The 14849-nt window shown below is 70.5% G+C and carries 10 protein-coding genes; 2 read left to right on the plus strand and 8 right to left on the minus strand.

The window, feature by feature from the left end; genetic code table 11:
• The first annotated feature begins 214 nt into the window (after nt 1-214).
• Together DIE22_RS06415 and DIE22_RS06420 are read left to right on the plus strand one after the other, a co-directional pair.
• Nucleotides 215-1285: a type IV toxin-antitoxin system AbiEi family antitoxin gene (locus DIE22_RS06415; protein ID WP_124604795.1), complete on the plus strand. Its 1071-nt coding sequence runs from the start codon at nt 215-217 to the stop codon at nt 1283-1285.
• On the plus strand, nt 1254-2168 hold the full coding sequence (locus tag DIE22_RS06420; RefSeq protein WP_124604749.1) for a nucleotidyl transferase AbiEii/AbiGii toxin family protein: 915 nt from the start codon (nt 1254-1256) through the stop codon (nt 2166-2168). The genes DIE22_RS06415 and DIE22_RS06420 overlap by 32 nt, the downstream gene beginning before the upstream one ends.
• A 42-nt stretch (nt 2169-2210) precedes the next feature.
• Here DIE22_RS06420 and DIE22_RS06425 read toward each other — a convergent pair whose 3' ends face one another.
• From DIE22_RS06425 to DIE22_RS06460, 8 genes are all read right to left on the minus strand, one after another.
• Entirely contained in the window at nt 2211-2639 is a 429-nt protein-coding gene (locus tag DIE22_RS06425) for a type II toxin-antitoxin system VapC family toxin (protein ID WP_124604750.1), read from the minus strand.
• Entirely contained in the window at nt 2636-2902 is a 267-nt protein-coding gene (vapB, locus tag DIE22_RS06430) for a type II toxin-antitoxin system VapB family antitoxin (RefSeq protein WP_124497623.1), read from the minus strand. The genes DIE22_RS06425 and vapB overlap by 4 nt, the downstream gene beginning before the upstream one ends.
• Before the next feature lie 267 nt (nt 2903-3169).
• Complete coding sequence (locus DIE22_RS06435) at nt 3170-4186, minus strand: GNAT family N-acetyltransferase (protein ID WP_124497554.1); 1017 nt, start codon at nt 4184-4186, stop codon at nt 3170-3172.
• A complete protein-coding gene (locus tag DIE22_RS06440; RefSeq protein WP_124497553.1) occupies nt 4186-5025 on the minus strand; it encodes a formyltransferase family protein in 840 nt (279 codons plus the stop codon). The genes DIE22_RS06435 and DIE22_RS06440 overlap by 1 nt, the downstream gene beginning before the upstream one ends.
• 86 nt (nt 5026-5111) lie before the next feature.
• Nucleotides 5112-7367, minus strand: coding sequence for a TonB-dependent siderophore receptor (locus tag DIE22_RS06445; RefSeq protein ID WP_124497552.1), 2256 nt, complete (start codon nt 7365-7367; stop codon nt 5112-5114).
• 46 nt (nt 7368-7413) lie between these two features.
• Nucleotides 7414-8790, minus strand: a complete 1377-nt coding sequence (locus DIE22_RS06450; protein ID WP_124497551.1) for a lysine N(6)-hydroxylase/L-ornithine N(5)-oxygenase family protein — start codon at nt 8788-8790, stop codon at nt 7414-7416.
• Nucleotides 8791-8824: 34 nt separating this feature from the next.
• Nucleotides 8825-9850 (minus strand): GNAT family N-acetyltransferase, encoded by a 1026-nt coding sequence (locus DIE22_RS06455; RefSeq protein ID WP_124497550.1) that lies wholly within the window; start codon nt 9848-9850, stop codon nt 8825-8827.
• On the minus strand, nt 9840-14846 hold the full coding sequence (locus DIE22_RS06460) for a non-ribosomal peptide synthetase (protein ID WP_124604751.1): 5007 nt from the start codon (nt 14844-14846) through the stop codon (nt 9840-9842). The genes DIE22_RS06455 and DIE22_RS06460 overlap by 11 nt, the downstream gene beginning before the upstream one ends.
• Between the last annotated feature and the right edge of the window lie 3 nt (nt 14847-14849).

The raw sequence follows: 14849 nt of genomic DNA on the forward strand, positions 1-14849 counted from the left end.
GCAAAACCGGCCATCCGGGCGACTGCCGCGCAAGACCGGAATTCGCGACGCTGCGTGTTCAGTCTCGATTCTGCAGGGGGAGTGTTCGTTGATTGCCGTTCAACATTCCGGAATAATTCCGCCATATCAACGGGTTGAGCGAATTTGTTCATTTTTTGACGGGTGTACATTTTTTGTGTACGCTGATGAAAAAGTGAACAAGCGACCCGCCCTGATGCCCGAGAACGCCACCCTGCCGATAGCGGAACAGCACGTGCTCGACGAAGCCTGCACCGCGTTCGAACGCGCGACCCGGCGCTTCGACGCACGGCCCGTGCGCGTGCCGGTCGCATACACCGCGCACGCCGACGCGATGATCCGCTTCCGCATTGCCGGGCAGACCTTCGAGATGCCGGCGGCCGTGAGCATCGGTGTCGATTCGGTGCAGGACGCGCGCGCGGCGCTGCGTCGCCGCGGCGGCGCCCCGCTGCCCGGCGAGCGGCCGCTGATGCTGGTCGCGCCGTACGTGTCGGCCGAGCTGGCCGCCCGCCTGACCGATCAAGGCATCCCGTTCCTCGATACCGCCGGCAACGCGAGCCTGATCCAGCCGGAGGCGACCGTGCTGATCTCCGGCCGGCCGAAACCCGCCCGCACGCCGCGCCGGCAGGCGTCGCGCGCGACGACACCCAAGGGGCTCGCCGTGATGTTCGCGCTCGCGACGCAGCCGGGCCTCGTCGCGCAACCGTACCGGGCGATCGCTGCCGCGTCGGGCGTCGCGCTCGGCACGGTCAATCTCGCCATGGACGACCTGCTCGCGCGCGGCCTCGTCGCGCAGCGGCGCAATGGCGAGCGCCTGATGCCCGACTGGCCGCGCTTCGTGCAGGAATGGGTCGCGCTGTATCCGAGCCGCCTGCGCGCGAAACTGCCGGCCCGGCGATTTGCCGCCGTCGCGCCCGACTGGTGGCGCACCTTCGATTTCGCGGCATTCGATGCGCGGCTCGGCGGCGAACCGGCGGCCGACCTGCTGACGCACGACCTGAAGCCGGCCGCGGTCACCGTCTATACGCACGGCGCCGTGTCGAGCCGCCTGCTGCTCCAGGCGCGCCTGCGCCCGGACGAGCGCGGCGACGTCGAGCTGCTCGAAGCGTTCTGGCCGCCGTCGCCGGCGCTCGACTGGCGCGAGCAGGACGTGCCGCTCGTGCCGCCGCTGCTGATCTATGCGGATCTCGTCTCGTCAGGAGACAGCCGCAATCTTGCCGCCGCCGAACACATCCATGACCGATACCTCGCCCGCCCGCCCGCTTGAACCGCTTGAAGTCGACGCGCGCCGGCCGCTCGAGCCGGCGGCGGTCGCGCTGCTGCAGGCGGTCGGTGCCGCCTGCGCGCGGCTCGACACGGCATTCGTCGTCGCCGGCGCAACCGCGCGCGACATCCTGATGTGGCATGTCCACGGCATCCGGCCGGTGCGTGCGACGCGGGACGTCGACGTCGCCGTGTGCGCGGTGAGCTGGCCGTTTCACGAGCGGCTCGTCGATGCGCTCGTCGCGACCGGGCAATTCGCGCGCGCGCCGAAGCATCAGCAGACCCTGCTGTTCGACAGCGGGACGCGAGGGTTTCGCACGGCGCTCGATCTCGTGCCGTTCGGGCCGCTCGAAGCACCGCCCGGCGAGATCACGTGGCCGCCGCTCGGCGATTTCGTGCTGAACGTGCTGGGCTTTCAGGAGGCGGTCGATACGGCGCTCGCCGTGTCGATCGCCACCGGCATCGCGGTGCCGGTGGCGAGCCTGCCGGCGCTTGCGCTGCTGAAGTTGCTTGCGTGGAAGGACCGGCGCGCGCGCCAGAACAGCGACGCGTACGACCTGCTGTTCCTGCTCACGCATTTTCACGACGCGGGCAATCGCGAGCGCATCTGGGACGTCGCGCCCGATCTGCTCGAACGGCACGGCTTCCAGCCGGAGCTGGCGGCGGCGCTGCTGCTGGCGCGCGAGGCGAAGCGGATTGCTTCGCCGCAGACGCACGATGCGATCCGCGCGCTGTTATCTGACGACGCGACTTACGCGACGCTCGGGCAGGATCTGCAGGCCCGCGCGTTCGCGCTGCTGCCGGGTGAATTCAGCGATGACGCCGACCGGTATCTCGACGCGTTCCGCGGCGCTTTCCTCGCGGATCCGCCCGTGCCCCGCACATGATGTGCGACCGCGCGACAGCAACGCCATCGCGCATTCACAGCCCTAGCCCTGGGCCGAGGCCGCCCAGTCTTCGAGCGACAACCCCGCGACGCGGCTGAATTCGCGACGATTGTTCGTGACGAGCACGGCACCGGCCGCGATCGCGTGACCGGCGATCGACGCATCGTTCGCGCCGATCGGTGTGCCACGTGCGGCAAGGTCGACGTGAATCGCGGCCGTCGCATCGACCGCCGCGGCATCCCACGACAGCACACCGTCCAGCCGCGCGACAAAGGCCGTGACGAGTTCCGCATGCTTCGGCGATGCCTTTCTGCCGACCGCGCCGAACCGCATTTCGGCATAGGTGATCGCCGACACGACGATCCGGTGCTGCGCATTGACGCACGACTGCAACCGGGACAACACCACGGGCGGCCGCTCGCGCATGATGAACGAACAGATGTTCGTATCGAGCATGTAGAGCGTGGTCACCGGCGCGACTCCGGCGGTGCGTCGTTATCGGCACCGGACAGGTCGAAACGGCCGGATTCGACGACAGCCGGGCGCTCGACGAGGAAATCGGCATCGGCCAGCGGTTCACTTGCGAACGACAGCCACGTCGGCCGCACCGGACGCAGCAGCAGCGTGTCGCCCTCGCGGCGGATTTCGAGTTCCGTCACACCCTCGAATTCCATGTCCTTCGGGATGCGGATTGCCTGGTTACGGGCGTTCTTGAAAATGGAAACGGTGCGCATGAGCCACTCCATGGGAGTACGATGCGCCCATTCTAGGCATATGCCGGCATATGTCAATGTCGGGGAGCATGGATCGGGGATCGCGCCCGATGCCGTCGCGGGGGTGCTTGCCATGTCGTCACGACCAGTCTGCGATGAGGGAGCGGTCCATTCTTCCTCATGCTGCTCGCCCGATCCATATCCCGAACGGCCGATGCCCGCCCTTCTCGCCGCGCGAAACGTCGACGCTTGCAAATCGGCGCATCGACGCTTCGCGCCCCCGTCCCGTCACGGCAACCGGAAAGTGTCGAAGAATGTCTCGCGCTCCATCACGGTGAGCGCCGCGCGCTTGTGCGGGAAGTCGAACTCCTTCAGCGTATGGAACCCGAGCCGGTGCATGTACGCGATATGCCGCACGTGATCGACGCGCGGCTCGCCGACGAGCCGCTGCGTGCGCGGTTCGTCGACGAACATGTAGTGCAGCACCCCGCTCCACCACGCATGCAGCTTGCCCGCGCTCTGGAAGCGCGAGTCGCCGATCAGCAGGTGCAGCCCGCGATCGTGGTCGTGCGCGTCGTAGAACGGCGCGAGGCGGTCCTCCTTCGCCCAGTAGAACTCGAAATACCCGAACGGCGTGTCGTCGAAATAGCCGATCATCGGATGCATGTGCGGATCGGCAAGCCGCTCCGCGAGATACGCGGCGTGCTCGTCGAGCGTGCCGCGCTGATCCCAGAAATGCGCGACGCGATCGAGGTTCATCCAGTCGCTGAACAGCTGCGCATGGGCATCGATGTCGACGGTGCGCAGGCTGAACGTCATCCCGACCTGCGGCATGTAGCGCGCATAGATCTCGCCGGCCGGCGACGGCGGCCGCACCGGATGCCGATGGCCGTTCGTGATCGTGTAGCGCAGCGGCATCCCGCCCGACGCGGGCGCCTTCAGCCACGGCTGCGGGTTCTGCCAGAACGTTGCGCGCGATGCGCTCAGGCGCAACCGGTCGCCCGCGACCTGCGCGCCGTCGATCACGCCTTCGCGCACCGCGCGGTCGACGTACGACGCGACGGCCGCCCGATCGGCGCCGCCGAGCGGCACCGACACCGTCGCCGCGTCGTGCCGCGTGTCGGTGTTGAACAGTGCGACGAATGCCGCGAGCAGCGCGGCCGGCGGATCATCGGGCCGCCACGAATCGAGCGTGCGCTCGGCGGCGGGCGTCGCCGGCCCGTGCGCGGCGCCGTCAAGTGCCGCGGCCACCTCGCCTTCGACGGCGTCTGCCGTGCGCGCCGGCTTCGTCATCGTGTCTTCCATCACAGTGCTCCCGCGTCGTGGCGGTCGGCGAGGATGTGCAGCCCTCGCTCGAGCGCCGGAAACAGGCTGCGCTGGAAGTTGTTCCAGCGCAGTTCGAGAATCGTGTCGTCCGGCGCGATCGGTGTGTCGAGCACGTCGCAGATCACCTCGCCGGAATCGATGCCGTTGTCGACGTAATGGAACGACGCGCCCGTCATCGTCACGGGTTCGACGCGCGACGTCGCGCCGCTCGCCCAGTCGACCCGTTCGCCGCGCGCGCCGTGCAGCGCGTCGAGCGTCGCCCATGCGCCGCGCCGCTGGTACGGCGAATCGTCGGCCGTGATGCCGGGGTGGATGTTCGCGATGCGGCGGTGAAAGCGCGCGCCGGGACGCACGAGTTCGTCGAGGATCACGAGCAGCCCGTCGAGCACCACCACGTCGGCGTCGAGTTCGAGCAGGCGTTCGAGCAGGCGGCGCTCGAACGCCTGCTTGCCGGTCACGCGCTCGCGCGCGTCGCGCGGCAGCCGGCGGTACGTCGACGCAATCGTGCAGAACAGTTCGTCGACCGGCCGGCCCTGCACGGTCAGCCCGTCGGGCAGAATCCACGGGCGGCCCGGCGTGCGCGTGAAGCCGTAGTCGGCGACCTTCGCTCGATCGGCCGGCGAGCCTTCGTCGTCGTCGACGATCACGCCTTTCAGCGTATAGCGTTCGCCGAGCGGCGAATCGTTCAGGCGCTCGACGAGGAATTCGAGCGGCGCCTTCATGTAGCGCGTGCCGCCCTGGTAAGCGACCGGCTGGCCGGCGCGATCGGCCGCGCCGTTGCGCAGCGACTGGATGTAGACGAGATTTTTCTTCGGCATGGAGGCGTCGTGGAAAAAGCGGACGACGGCGCCGCGGCCCGCCCGCGCCGGCCCGAAGGCCGGCCGGCGCGCCGCGGCGCGCGGCGTCACCAGTTGTATTTCGCGGTGGCGATCACCGTGCGGTCGGTACCGAAAATGCAGACGCTCGTCGACTGGCAACCGCTGATGTAGTGGCGGTTGAACAGGTTCGTCCCGTTCACGGCAAAGCGCCAGTTACGCGTGTCGTAGTGCACGCCCGCGTCGAACAGCGTGTAGCTCGCGACCGTCAGCGAGTTGTCCGCCGCACCGGCCGACGCACTCTGGTAACGGACGCCGCCGCCCAGGCCGAAGCCCGTGAGCGGCCCCGTGTGCCACGTCCAGTCCGCCCACAGCGACGCCATCTGGCGCGGGCGCGGAATGTCGACCGGCCAGTTGTTCAGCGACGCGTCGTTCGCCTTCACGTTCTTCACGTCCTGGTAGACGTAGGACGCGATCAGCGACAGGTTCCGCGTGAGCTTGCCGGTCGCGTTCAGCTCAATCCCGCGCGAACGCACTTCGCCGGTCTGGACCGACGTCGTGCCGGTCGGGTCGAGATTCGTCGGCGTCGGCGTGAGCACGTTGGTCTGGTTGATCTGGTAGATCGCCGCGCTCAGCATCAGGTTCCGGCCGGGCGGCTGCCAGCGCAGGCCGGCCTCGATCTGCTTGCCGCGTGTCGGCTGCGGCAGGCCGCCGCCGTACAGGTTCACGCCGATCAGCGGGTTGAACGACGTCGCGTAGCTGATGTACGGCGACAGCCCGTAGTCGCCCTGGTACGTGAGGCCCACGCGGCCGGTGAACGCCGTGACGTCGGCCTTCGACTGCGTGCCGCCCTCGCGATCGTCCATCCGCTGGTTGACCCAGTCCTCACGGCCGCCGAGCGTCAGCGTCCAGCGGTTCCACTTGACCTGGTCCTGCACGTAGAGCCCGAACGTGTTCATCGTCGTGTACGTGTTGGTGCGGTACGTCGTGTTAGGCGGCGAGAACACGGACAGCGTGACCGGCGTGTAGACCGGGTTGTAGATGTTCAGCGTCGATGCGGCGGCGAGCCATTCGCTGTCGGTCGCGGTCTGCCGGTTGTACTGGAAGCCGAGCAGCAGCGTGTGCTCGAGCGGCCCCGTGCCGAACCGGCCCTGCAGGTTGTTGTCGATGTCGAAGCGGCTGTAGTTCGTCTGGAACACGCCGGCCCAGCGGTTGATGTCGGTCAGGCTGCCGTCCGCGAAGCCCGCGCCGAACACCGACCCGTTGTCGAGCGACAGGTGCATCCAGCGCACGTTCTGCCGGAACGTCCACATCGAATTCAGGTTCCGCTCGAACTGGTAGCCGAGCGACCACTGCTTCTTGCGGTAGTAGTTGAAATTCGGGTCGCCGCCGTACACGTCCTTGTCGAGCTGCCCGTTCGGGTTCGGCAGCACCGTGCCTTGCGCCGGCAGGAAGTTCGACGAGATGTCGCCCCAGTCCTGCAGGTACGTGGCCGACAGCGTCAGCGACGTATCCGCGTCCGGGCGCCAGCGGAACGACGGCGCGAGCGCGACGCGCTGGTCGTTGTTCGGCCCCGTCAGCGCGTTGCCGTCGCGTGCGACGCCGACGAACCGGTACGCATACTTGCCGTCCGCGTCGAGCTTGTCGCCGACGTCGATCATGAACTGCTTGCGCGCATAGTTGCCGAACTGCACGCCGGCTTCGCGCACGCGCTCGCCGTCGGCCGTCTTGGTCTGCACGTCGATGATCGCGCCCGGGTCGCCCGCGCCGTACAGCACCGACGTCGGCCCGCGCAGCACGGTGATGCTGTCGATCATGTACGGATCGACGCGCCAGCTCGACAGGTTCAGCGTGTTCGGCACCTGCAGGCCGTTCACGTAGGCGGTCGGCGTGAAGCCGCGCAGCGCCGCGTACCAGTCGGAACGGTTGTCCGAGCCGTACGACGAGAAGCCCGGCACGTAGCGCAGTGCCGCGTTCACGTCGGTCGCGCCGGTCATCTCGATCTGCTGCGCGGTGACGACGTTGATCGTCTGCGGGATTTCATTGATCGACGTATCGGTCTTGGTGCCGGTCCTGCTGCGCTTCGCGACGAGACCGACCGTGCCGTCTCCTTCCGAGCCCGCGTTGACGTTGATCGCCGGCAGCGTGCCGGTCGCCGAGCCGCTCGGCGCGCCGGTCGACGCATTGTCCGCCGCGCCGTTGCGTGCATTGCTGCTGGCCGGCGCCGCGGCGCCTGCGTTCACGGCCGGCGCCGTCTGGGCGAATGCGTGCCCTGCCGCCATCCCGAACGCCACGCTTGCCGCGGCTGCGATCGCACGCAAACGCGTGCCTGTTGCCCACTCCATCTTTCTCTGCTCCACTTTTTTGATGCGGTCCCCGACCGCGCCTTTGTCAAAGAGCGAAAGCCATGCGGCCCGCGCTCGCCCCGTCTTGATGTCGTTGTTCATGCAGTGCCCGGGCCGCGCCATCGTCATGGGCGGGCGCGATCCCTTCCTCGAGCGACGCGCAGATCTCGTCCGCGCGGCGCGCCAGGACCGACAGCAGCGTGTCGGACAGGCCGTGGCTGTCTTCGCAGCAGCCTTGCAGGTAGATGCGCGGCGCGAAGTGCTCGGGCGTCGCGAGCAGGTAGTCGCGCGTGACGTCACCGCGCGTGAGCGCATCGCCGAGATGCGGCGCGAGTCCTTCGAGCAGCGTCGAATGCGTGTCGCGCCGGTAGCCGGTCGCGAGCACGAGCGCATCGAAGCGTTCGACACGCGTCGTGCCGTTCATCCGGTCGCGCAGCGTCAGTTCGATGCAGCCGTCGGCGGTGCGCACCGCGGCTTCGATCGCGCTGTTCGCGAGCAGCGCATGACGCGGCGTGCCGTCGATGCGCTGCAGATACAGCATTTCGTAGATCTGCTCGATCAGCGGCCGGTCGACCACCGCGTAGTTGGTGTCGCGGTAGCGCTCGAGCAGCGCGCGGCGTGCATCGTGCGGCTGCGCGTAGACGACGTCGGTGAACTCGGGACTGAAGATCTCGTTGACGAACGGACTGTCGTCGGCCGGCTTCAGCGCGCCCGCGCGCATCACGAGGCTCGCGTCGACGTGCGGGAAGCGGCGCGCGAGGTCGATGAACACCTCGGCCGCGCTCTGCCCCGCGCCGATCACCGCGACGCGGCGGCGCGCGCCGTCCGGCGACGCGGCCAGGCGGTCGATGTCGGTCAGGTACGACGACGAATGGATCACGCGATCGCGGCCGAGCGCGGCGAACGCGTCCGGCACCGCCGGCGTGCCGCCGACGCCGACCGACAGCGCGCGCGTCACGCGCTGGCGCTCATGGCCGGCCGCGTCGCGCGACACCACGCGCAGCGCATCGATCCGCGCGCCTTCGCCGCGCACGGGTTCGATGGCCGTGACGGTCTCGCTGTAATGGACGTGCTCGTCGAACGCGTCGGCGACCCAGCTCAGGTAGTCGTGGAATTCGACACGGGTCGGATAGAAGTTCTTCAGGTTGACGAATTCGTTCAGCCGGCCGCGTTCGAACAGGTAGTTGATGAACGTATAGCGGCTTTTCGGATCGCGCATCGTGACGAGATCCTTCAGAAACGAGATCTGCATCCGGCAGTCGTCGAGCAGCATCCCGCGATGCCAGCCGAAATCCGGCTGCCGTTCGATGAAGCATCGGGCGAGCGGGCGCGCCGCACGCCGCTCCTCGAGGCGCACGGCCAGCGCCAGATTCGACGGCCCGAAGCCGACGCCGATCAGGTCGAATACGGTTTCTCTCTGCATGTCTCTCAGCTCCCTTGTCGGTGAAACCGGCCCGTCAGACGTGACGGCCGGTGAAGAAGGTCTCGCGCAGCGTGCGCATCCACAGCGGCTGCACGTCGGCGAGCGCCAGGCGGCGCTGCCGCGCGAAGCCATGCCGCGCGAGGGTATCGACGACCCGCGCGCGGCCGGCCGGGACCGCGCAGCCGACCGCTTCGGTGCGCGGGTCGTCGAGAAACAGGTAATGCACGACGGACGGCAGCCAGCCGGCCACGCAATGCGGGCCGCGCCAGCGCGACTCGCCGACCAGCATCCGCAGCCCGCGGTCGTAGTCGCGCGCGCCGACGTGCGGCGCGAGCGGGTCTTCCTTCAGCCAGAACGCCTCGACATACGCGAACGGTTCGCCGTCGAAGCAGCCGACGAGCGGGCTCACGTGCGGCTCGGCATCGGGCGCCGTGCCGTCCACGCCGGGCTGCGTGCCCGGCCAGCCGTCGCGCACACGCGGCTCGTCGAACCAGCGCGCGACGCGCGCGGCGTCCTCGGCCGGCTGCCAGCCGCGCAGCGTGAAGCGCACGCCGAGCGCCGGCAGGTCGCGCGCATACACGTCGCCGCGCGGCGCGGGCGGCCGGCGCGGATGACGCCGGCCGTCGGTCAGCATCGGCAGCGTCGCGCACGGCAGATGCGTGCCGACCCGCCACAGATCGGGCTGCTGCGCCCAGCCTTCGCGCATGCACAGGCCGCCATCGGCGAGCACGCCGCTCGCGCGCAGCGCATCGAGCGCGACCACCGGCCACGCGGCCGGGTCGAGCCGGATCGCCGCGCGGCGCACGTCGTCGGAAAACGCGGCGGCGAGCGCGGCCAGCAGCGCGCGGCGCTGATCGGCCGGCGCCGCGCGATGGTTATATGCGACGAGGCGCAGCGTGCCGTCGTCCGCGAGTTGCGCGCGCAGCAGCTGCGCGCCGATGCCGTCGCCCTGCGCGACGCGGATCTCCGCGCCGTCGCGCGCGGCGAACAGGCCGTCCGCGAACGCGAGACGGCAGGTGTCGGGCATCGTGAATCCGTCCGGACGCACTTCAGCCAGCATCGCGCACCTCCTGCGCCGTTTCGGTCGATGCATCGATATGTGCGCCGAGCGCCGCGAGCGTCGGCGACGCGAACACGTCGGCCACCGTCAGCGCATGACCGGCGCGGCTCGCCGCGTCGACGAAGCGCACGACGTCGAACGACGTCGCGCCGGCCTCGAACAGGTCGGCGTCGGGTGCCGGCGCGGCCGTCGCGAACGTGTCCGACCACAGCGCGCCGAGTGCGGCTGCCGTGGCCGGCGCACGCGCCGCCGCCTTGACGCGCGCCGCGTTGTCGGCCGGCGCGGCCGCGACCGCCGTCCGCGCGGCGAACAGCGCATCGGGCGCGCCGAGCGCCGCTTCCTGCGCATCGGCGAAACGCGCGACTTCGTCGTGATAGCGGTCGACGAGCGCATCGACGAAGCCGCCGTCGAGCACTTCGTCCGCATACGAGAACGCGGCGCTCACGCGGCCGTCCGGATGCTCGACCACATCCAGCTCCAGCGTGAATACCACGCGATGGCGCACATCGTCGAATGCGGCGAGCGACAGGCCCGCCCAGTCGCGCGCGGCGGCGCCGGTCGGGCGCAGGTAGTTGAACATCACCTGGAACAGCGGATTGGCCTGCGCGGCACGCGGCGCGCGCAGCGCCGCGACGACGTCGGCGAACGGCACGTCGGCATGCGCATACGCGGCGAGCGCCGTATCGCGCACTTGCGCGAGCACGTCCGTGCGGCGGGCCGCCGCATCGATCCGCGTACGCACGACCACGGAATTGATGAAGAGCCCGAGCGCTTCGCGCGCCGCATCGCCGGTCAGCGCGCGGGTCGACGCGAGCACGCCGACCGGCTGGTCGGCCGCGCCGGTCACGCGGAACAGCGCGGTGTTGAGCGCCGCGTGCAGCAGCATCGGCAACGTCGCGTGCGCAGCGGACGCGGCGTCGCGCGCGGCACGAATCAGCGCCGCGTCGAACTCGAACGCGATGCGTGCCGCTCGCCATTGCGGGACGGCTGGCGCGTTGGCGCGCCGTGGCAGCATGGACGACGGCAGGTCGGCCAGCGCGTCGCGCCAGTACGCGACACGGGCCGGATGACACGGCGCGGGCAGCACGAGCGGCGTGTTTTCCGCGGTCATCGACGTCGCTGCCGACGATGCCGGCGCCGCGCCGGCACGCACGAGCGCGACGTAGCGGGCACGCACCGCGTCGAACCACAGCTCGATCGATTCGCCGTCCGACACGATGTGATGAATCGTCACCGACAGCACGTGATCGTCCGCCCCGAGTCGCAGCACGCATGCGCGCCACAGCGGTGCATCGACCGCGAGATCGAACGGCGCGAGCGCATCGGCATCGGTCAGCGCCGCCGCGCGGGCAAACGCGTCGGGCTGCGCGGACAGGTCGACGAGCGGCAGCGCGACGCAAGCCGCGGCATCGATCCGCTGGCCCGGCAGCATGCCGTCGCGTACGACGAGCCGTGCGCGCAGCGCCGGGTGCGCGGCCGCCGCCGCCGAGAACGCCGTGCGCAGTGCGTCGACGTCGAGCGGACCGCGCACGCGCAGCGCGACCGGAATGTTGTACGCCGCGCTGTCCGGCTGTGCCCGCCACAGGAACCACAGGCCGAGCTGCGCGGGCGACAGCGGCCACACGCCACGCGCATCGGGTTTGACCACCGCAACGCCCGGCGCCGCGGCCCCGGCGCGCGCGGCGCGCGGCGCGTCGGCCACCTGGCGCGCATATTGCGCGAGCACCGGCGCTTCGAACAGCGCACGCACCGGCACGTCGCGGCCGAGCCGCTCGGCGACGCGCGTCGCCACGCGCACCGCTGCCAGCGAATGGCCGCCGAGTTCGAAGAAGTGATCGCCGCGGCCGACGCGTTCGACGTTCAGCACGTCGCGCCAGATCGCCGCGAGCGCGGTTTCGTCGCCGTCGTGCGGCGCTTCGTATGCGCGTTCGACGCGCACCGGGGCCGGCAGCCGCGCACGGTCGACCTTGCTGTTCGCGTTGCGCGGCAGCGCGTCGAGCACGATCAGCTGGGCGGGCACCATGTAGTCGGGCAGCGTGCGGCGCAGATGCGCGTCGAGCGCCGCGGCTTCGACCGGTTGGGCGGCGGCCTGCGCGTCGGCGGTCAGTTCGACGTACGCGACGAGCTGCGCCTGCGCACCCTGCCCGTGCACGACCGCGCACGCCTCGCGCACCGCATCGTGCGCGGCCAGCTGCGCCTCGATCTCCCCGAGTTCGATGCGCAGCCCGCGCAGCTTCACTTGATGATCGACGCGGCCGATGAAATCGAACACGCCGTCCGCGCGACGCCGCACGAGGTCGCCCGTGCGATACAGGCGCGCGCCCGGCGCGCCATACGGATCTGGCACGAAGCGCTCGGCCGTCAGCGCGGGGCGATCGAGGTAGCCGCGCGCGACGCCGATCCCCTCGCCGCCCAGGTACAGCTCGCCGATCACGCCGACCGGCAGCGGATGCAGCCGCTCGTCGAGCACGTGCGCGGTGCGCGCGCCGACCAGCGTGCCGATCGGCAGATAGGCGGCGTCACCCAGCTTCGCGACATCGTCGCCGGGACGGAACATCCACAGCGTCGGCGTGATCACGGTTTCGGTCGGGCCGTAGCCGTTGACCACGCGCACGTTCGGCATCGCGCGGCGCAGCATCGCGAACGCTTCGCGCGACGTCGCTTCGCCGCCGACGGTCAGCGAGCGCAGCGTCGGCGGCGCGCCGTGCGCGAGCGCCCATTCGGCGAGCTGCGCGGCGCAGCCGGGCGGCACGTAGGTCATCGTCACGCCGTCGCGGACCATCATCGCGCAGGTCTGCGCGGGCGGCCACAGCACGTCGGCCGTCACCGACACGGCGGCGCCCGACAGGTATTGCGAAAACCAGCCTTCGTGCGCGCCGTCGAAGTTGACCGACTGGAACAGCAGGAACACGTCGTGCTCGCCCGCGCCGTAGCGCTGCGCGATCGCCACGCAATGCCGCGCGAACGACGCGTGATCGACGATCACGCCCTTCGGCTTGCCGGTCGAGCCCGACGTGTAGATCGCGTACGCCGCATGACCGGGCAGCACGTCCGGCAGCGCGACGTGGGCCGCTGCGTCGAGCGCGTCGACTTCGTCCGCGCGCCAGACGCGCAGGGCCGGCAGTTCGGGCAGCGATGCGGCGCTCGCGCCGTCGGTCAGCACGTGCGCGATGCCCGCATCGCCGACGATCTGCGCGAGCCGTTCGCGCGGATGGGCCGGATCGAGCGGCACGAACGCGGCGCCCGACTTCAGCACCGCGATCAGCGCGACCAGCAGGTCGACCGAACGCTGCAGCGCGACGCCGACGCGCATCTCGGGCCGCACGCCGGCCGAGACGAGATTGCGCGCGATGCGTGCCGCGCGCGCGTCGACCTCGCCGCGCGTCAGCGCACGATCGATGTCGGCGACGCCGCGTGCGTCGGGGCGTGCCGTCGCATGCGCGGCAATGCGCGCGTGCACCGGGACGAACGGTGCGGCTTCGGCGGCGCCCGCCGGCGCGTTCCATCCGAAGAGCTGCGCGCGTTCGCCGGCCGGCAGCCAGTCGAGATCGCCGACCGGCATGTCGGGGCGCGCGAGCGCATCGCCGAGCAGCGTGACGAAGCGCGCGGCCAGCCGCGCGATCGCGTCCGCGTCGAACAGGTCGAGCGCATGGATGAACGCAGCGTCGAACGTGCCGTCGGGCGTCGCCTCGACGGCGAGCGTCAGGTCGAATTTCGCGGACGGCGTGCCGGACGGCAGCAATGCGGCCGACGCCGCGCCGAGCGCCGGCAGCGCGCGGCGCTCGCCGTACGCGGCCATCACCTGGAACAGCGGATGGTGGCTGGCGCTGCGCGGTACGCCGAGCGCATCGACGACCTGCTCGAACGGCACGTCCTGGTGCATTTGCGCATCGACGAGCGCGCGCTGCGTGCGCGCGACCAGCGACGAGAAATCGCCGTGCGCGGGCACCGCGACGTCGATCGCGAGCGTGTTGACGAAGAAGCCGATCAGGCCGGCCGTTTCCGCGCGCTCGCGGTTCGCGGCCGGCACGCCGACGCAGATCCGCGCGTCACCGGTCGCGCGCGCGAGCAGCGCGTCGAGCGCCGCGAGCAGCACCGCGAACGGCGTCGCGCCCGAGGCGGCCGCGAATGCGCGCAATTGCGCACCGGTGCGTGCGTCGAGCGAAAACACATGACGTGCACCGCGCGCGCTGCGGCGTGCGGGCCGCGCGGCCGCGCCGGGCAGCGTCAGCACGCCGCGCTGCGGATCGAGCCGCTCGCGCCAGAACGCCAGCTGGCGCTCGCGCTCGCCGGCATCGAGCCAGCGGCGCTGCCACAGCGCGTAGTCCGCGTACTGGATCGGCAGCGGCGCGAGCGGCACCGGCGCGCCCGATGCGTACGCGCGATAGAACGCCGCGAGTTCGTCCAGCATCACGCCCGACGACCAGCCGTCCGACACGATGTGGTGAACGGTCAGCGCGAGCCAGTGATGCGTCGCGTCGAAGCGGATCAGGTGCGCGCGCACGAGCGGCGCCGTGCCGAGATCGAACGCGTCGGTTTCGTCGGCCGTCGCGATGCCTTCGGCGCGTGCGGTGCGCTGCGCGTCGGGCAGCGCCTCGAGATCAGTCTCGCGCCACGGGCAGCGCAGCGGCGGATGGATCGTCTGCGCGACGCCGTCTTCTGCTTCGTCGAAGGTCGTGCGCAGCGCTTCGTGGCGCGCGATCAGCGCATCGCACGCGAGCCGCAGCGCATGCGTGTCGAGCGGGCCCGTCAGCGCGAGCCGCTCGGTGATGTGATACGCGTCCGGCGCGTCGATCAGCCGCGCGTGCAGCCACAGCCGCGTCTGCGCGAACGAGGCCGGCACGCGGTCGTGGCGCGCCGTGCGCGGCGGGATCGGCAGCACGCGGAAGTCGATGCCGGCCGCGCCGAGTTTGTCGATGAACACGGCGCGCTGCGCGTCGGGCAGTTGCGCGAAGCGCGTCGCGAGCGCGAGCCAGTCGGGTTGAACCTTCGTCATCCG

Source organism: Burkholderia sp. Bp9142, assembly GCF_003853415.1.
Taxonomy (GTDB): domain Bacteria; phylum Pseudomonadota; class Gammaproteobacteria; order Burkholderiales; family Burkholderiaceae; genus Burkholderia.

Coding starts and splice junctions, on each gene's coding strand:
- DIE22_RS06415 (WP_124604795.1), top strand. CDS start 215: ATGCCCGAGAACGCCACCCTGCCGATAGCGGAACAGCACGTGCTCGAC.
- DIE22_RS06420 (WP_124604749.1), top strand. CDS start 1,254: ATGACCGATACCTCGCCCGCCCGCCCGCTTGAACCGCTTGAAGTCGAC.
- vapB (WP_124497623.1), bottom strand. CDS start 2,902: ATGCGCACCGTTTCCATTTTCAAGAACGCCCGTAACCAGGCAATCCGC.
- DIE22_RS06435 (WP_124497554.1), bottom strand. CDS start 4,186: ATGGAAGACACGATGACGAAGCCGGCGCGCACGGCAGACGCCGTCGAA.
- DIE22_RS06440 (WP_124497553.1), bottom strand. CDS start 5,025: ATGCCGAAGAAAAATCTCGTCTACATCCAGTCGCTGCGCAACGGCGCG.
- DIE22_RS06445 (WP_124497552.1), bottom strand. CDS start 7,367: ATGGAGTGGGCAACAGGCACGCGTTTGCGTGCGATCGCAGCCGCGGCA.
- DIE22_RS06450 (WP_124497551.1), bottom strand. CDS start 8,790: ATGCAGAGAGAAACCGTATTCGACCTGATCGGCGTCGGCTTCGGGCCG.
- DIE22_RS06455 (WP_124497550.1), bottom strand. CDS start 9,850: ATGCTGGCTGAAGTGCGTCCGGACGGATTCACGATGCCCGACACCTGC.
- DIE22_RS06460 (WP_124604751.1), bottom strand. CDS start 14,846: ATGACGAAGGTTCAACCCGACTGGCTCGCGCTCGCGACGCGCTTCGCG.